Origin of the sequence: Streptomyces sp. 8L (assembly GCF_020176795.1) — a bacterium.
GTDB lineage: Bacteria > Actinomycetota > Actinomycetes > Streptomycetales > Streptomycetaceae > Streptomyces.
Genome location: NZ_JAIUKE010000464.1, coordinates 5,373 through 9,417 on the forward strand (window position 1 = coordinate 5,373; position 4,045 = coordinate 9,417).

At 74.0% G+C, this 4,045-nt stretch carries 4 protein-coding genes; all 4 read left to right on the plus strand.

Features of this window, described 5'->3' with window-relative positions; translation table 11 throughout:
- Positions 1-243 precede the first annotated feature (243 nt).
- On the plus strand, positions 244-1,146 hold the full coding sequence (locus tag LCE31_RS31140; RefSeq protein WP_374118601.1) for a menaquinone biosynthetic enzyme MqnA/MqnD family protein: 903 nt from the start codon (positions 244-246) through the stop codon (positions 1,144-1,146).
- 194 nt (positions 1,147-1,340) lie between these two features.
- Positions 1,341-2,555, plus strand: coding sequence for a cyclic dehypoxanthinyl futalosine synthase (gene mqnC, locus LCE31_RS31145; protein ID WP_225020290.1), 1,215 nt, complete (start codon positions 1,341-1,343; stop codon positions 2,553-2,555).
- Positions 2,556-2,566: 11 nt separating this feature from the next.
- Positions 2,567-3,133, plus strand: a complete 567-nt coding sequence (locus LCE31_RS31150) for an imidazolonepropionase-like domain-containing protein (protein WP_374118602.1) — start codon at positions 2,567-2,569, stop codon at positions 3,131-3,133.
- 38 nt (positions 3,134-3,171) lie between these two features.
- The gene (locus tag LCE31_RS31155; protein ID WP_225020292.1) at positions 3,172-3,864 is read left to right on the plus strand and encodes a demethylmenaquinone methyltransferase; all 693 of its coding nucleotides are present in this window, start codon (positions 3,172-3,174) and stop codon (positions 3,862-3,864) included.
- Positions 3,865-4,045 lie beyond the last annotated feature (181 nt).

Below are 4,045 nucleotides of genomic sequence, written 5' to 3' on the forward strand. Positions count from 1 at the left end.
GCCGCGGCCCGCGCGCCGGCCCCGGCCGGGCCCGGGGGGGGGCCCCGCGGCGCCCCCCCCGCCCCCCGCCCCGGCCCCGGCCCCCCCCCCGCCGCCGGGGCCGGGCCCCGGCCCGGAGCTTTCGCGCCGGGGGCGGCGAGCCGGCCCGCCGCCCGTGCCGGCTCCCCCGGACGGGCGTACCGGGGCGGCGCGGGCCCCGGCCCCGCGGCCGTCGCGGCGACCCCCCGGGTTTAGCCTCACGATGTGGACACTCCAGAAGAAAACACGTCAGCCCGGGAAGCCACAGGACCCGCCGGGACCGGCCGCAGCCGAAACCGGCCACGCGTCGGCCATATCCAGTTCCTCAACTGCCTGCCCCTGTACTGGGGCCTCGCGAGGACCGGGACACTTCTCGATCTGGAGCTCACGAAGGACACCCCGGACAAGCTCAACGACCAGCTCGTGCGGGGCGATCTCGACATCGCGCCGATCAGCCTCGTGGAGTACCTCCGCAACGCGGACCAGCTGGTCGCGTTCCCCGACGTCGCCGTCGGCTGCGACGGGGACGTCATGTCGTGCGTGATCGTCTCGCAGGTGCCACTCGACCGGCTCGACGGGCAGAAGGTCGCCCTGGGCTCGACCTCGCGCACGGCGGTGCGCCTCGCGCAGCTGCTGCTGTCGGACGCGCACCACGTCACCCCCGAGTACTTCCGCTGCGCACCCGACCTCGGCCTGATGATGCAGGAGGCGCCGGCCGGCGTGCTGATCGGCGACGCCGCCCTGCGCGCCTCGCTGCACGACGCGCCCCGCCTCGGCCTCCAGGTCCACGACCTCGGCGCGATGTGGAAGGAGTGGACGGGCCTCCCGTTCGTCTTCGCCGTCTGGGCCGCCCGCAAGGAGTTCCTCGAGCGCGAGCCGGAGACCGTGCGGGAGGTGCACCGCGCGTTCCTGGAGTCGCGGGACGTCTCCCTGGAGGAGGTCGCCAAGGTCGCCGAGCAGGCGGCGCGCTGGGAGGCATTCGACGCCTCGCTCCTTGAGCAGTACTTCACGACACTGGACTTCCGCTTCGGCGAGCGCCAGCTCGCGGGCGTGAAGGAGTTCGCCCGCCGCACCGGCCCCACCACGGGCTACCCCGCGGACGTGCACGTGGAGATCCTTGGCCGCTGACGCCGCTGACGCCGCTGACGCCGCTGACGCCGCTGACGCCGCTGACGCCGCTGACGCCGCTGACGCCGCCGGGACGGCCGCGCCCGAGGCCCCGGCGGGGGCGCGGCCACTGGTGTGAGGCGCGGGGGCCGCGCGAAGCCCCTGGCGTAGGCTGAAGCGGTTGTGTTGTATCCCGTGTGGAAGGACCCGTTCCGGTGACCGAGAAGGCCGACCCTACGTCCGTTGACATCGCCGGAGCCCTGGACCGCGCCGCCGCGGGGGGCCGCCTCACGCCCGAGGAGGCCGTCGTCCTCTACCGCGACGCGCCCCTCCACGCGCTGGGTGCGGCGGCCGACGCCGTGCGCCGCCGCCGGTACGCGGGCACCGAGCACATCGCCACGTACATCATCGAGCGGAACATCAACTACACCAACGTCTGCGTGACGGCGTGCAAGTTCTGCGCCTTCTACGCGGCGCCCAAGGACACGGCCAAGGGCTGGAGCCGCGACCTCGACGACATCCTGCGCCGCTGCGCGGAGACCGTCGAACTGGGCGGCACGCAGATCATGTTCCAGGGCGGCCACCACCCGGACTACGGCGTCGAGTACTACGAGAAGGCCTTCGCCGCGATCAAGAGGGACTTCCCGCAGCTGGTCATCCACTCCCTCGGGGCCTCCGAGATCGAGCACATGGCCAGGATCTCCGGCGTCTCGGCCGAGGAGGCCATCAGCCGCATCCACGCGGCGGGCCTCGACTCGTTCGCGGGCGCCGGCGCCGAACTGCTCCCGGAGCGGCCCCGCAAGGCGATCGCACCGCTGAAGGAGTCCGGCGAGCGCTGGCTGGAGATCATGGAGACCGCCCACAACCTGGGGGTCGAGTCCACGACGACCATGCTGATGGGCACCGGTGAGACGAACGCCGAGCGGATCGAGCACCTCCGGATGATCCGTGACGTGCAGGACCGTACGGGCGGCTTCCGCGCCTTCATCCCGTACACCTACCAGCCGGAGAACAACCACCTGAAGGGGCAGACGCAGGCCACCCTCTTCGAGTACCTGCGGATGATCTCCATCGCGCGCCTCTTCCTCGACAACGTCGCGCACATCCAGGGCTCCTGGCTGACCACGGGCAAGGAGGTCGGCCAGCTCTCCCTGCACTACGGCGCCGACGACCTGGGCTCGATCATGCTGGAGGAGAACGTGGTCTCCTCGGCCGGTGCCAAGCACCGCTCCAACCGGATGGAGATCATCGACCTGATCCGCAAGGCGGGCCGCGTCCCCGCGCAGCGCGCCACCACGTACGAGCACCTCGTCGTGCACGACGACCCGGCGAACGACCCGGTCGACGACCGTGTCGTCTCGCACATCTCCTCCACGGCGATCGAGGGCGGGACGGCGCACCCCGAGCTGAAGCTGCTCAACGCCAACTGAGGACCGCGACGGTGCTGACGGTCCACCACCCCGCCGGCGGGGTGCGTACCGAACGGAACGGACCGGTCACCCCCTCGCTCGCGGTCGTCACCGACGGCGGACGGATCGCGGCGATCGGGCCGTACGAGAAGCTGCTCGCGGAGTACGGCGGCGACGGCGGCGGCGCGCGCGTGCGGACCTGGGACGGGGCCCTGGAGCCCGGCCGGTACGCGGCGGACGGCGCCGCCCTGCTGGAGACGTTCTACTGGCCCGACCCGCGCGAGGCCGGCGACCTCGGCACCGCGCCGCTGCCCGTCGCCGCGGTCGCGATGACCGACACCCGCTGGAGCGCCAGCGCACGCCGGGGCGTGCAGCGTCTGCTCGCGCGCGGGGTGACGGCCGCCGCCGGCCCCTTCACGCGCCCGGAGGTCGCCGCCGCGGTGCGCCGCGCGGGCCTGCGCGCCGCCCCGGCCGATCTCGTCGTCGGCGGGAACGCCGATTTCGCGGTCTTCCCCGGCGGCCGGGACGCGCCGGACGGTGCGGCCGGCACCGCCCTGGTGACCGTCCTCGCGGGGCGCCTGGTCCACCGGCGGGCGTAGCCGCGCCGGGCCGGAACTGGGGCTGATTCAATGGGGGGATGACCCGTGCATCCCTGGACAAGAAGCCACGAGAAGTCGCCACCATGTTCGACGACGTGGCGGAGAAGTACGACCTCACGAACGACGTGCTCTCGCTCGGCCAGGCACGCCTGTGGCGCAAGGAGGTCGCGAAGGCGGTGAACGCGCGTCCGGCCGAGAAGATCCTCGACCTGGCGGCGGGCACGGCGACGTCGTCGCAGCCGTTCGCGCGGACCGGCGCGTACGTCGTGCCGTGCGACTTCTCGATGGGGATGCTCCGCGAGGGCAAGCGGCGCTACGCGTGGATGCCGTTCACGGCCGGCGACGCGACGCGGCTGCCGTTCGCGGACGAGGCCTTCGACGCCGTGACGATCTCCTTCGGCCTGCGCAACGTCGAGGACTCCGAGCAGGCCCTGCGCGAGCTGTACCGGGTGACGAAGCCGGGCGGCCGGGTCGTGATCTGCGAGTTCTCCGACCCGGTGTTCGGCCCCTTCAAGACGCTCTACCAGGAGTACCTGATGCGCGCGCTGCCGCCCACCGCGCGCGCGGTCTCCTCCAACCCGGACGCGTACATCTACCTCGCCGAGTCCATCCGCGCCTGGCCCAACCAGCGCGGCCTGGCCGCCCGGATGAAGCGCTGCGGCTGGTCGGACGTGGCATGGCGGAACCTCACCGGCGGGATCGTCGCCCTGCACCGGGGCGTACGCAGGTAGCGGCATCACGCGGCGCCGCCGTCCGGGCGGCGTTCCCCCCCCCGGCCGGCGGGTCGGGCGCGGCCCCCGCGGCCCCGGGGGGGGGGGTGGGGGCCCCCCGCGGGGGGGGGGGCCCGCGGGGGGCGCCCCCCCCCCCCGCGGGGCGGGGGGGGCGGGGCCGGCCCGCCCCCCCGCCCGCGAG

Excerpts from the sequence above, each read along its gene's own strand:
- LCE31_RS31155 (WP_225020292.1), top strand. The coding sequence starts at position 3,172 with ATGACCCGTGCATCCCTGGACAAGAAGCCACGAGAAGTCGCCACCATG.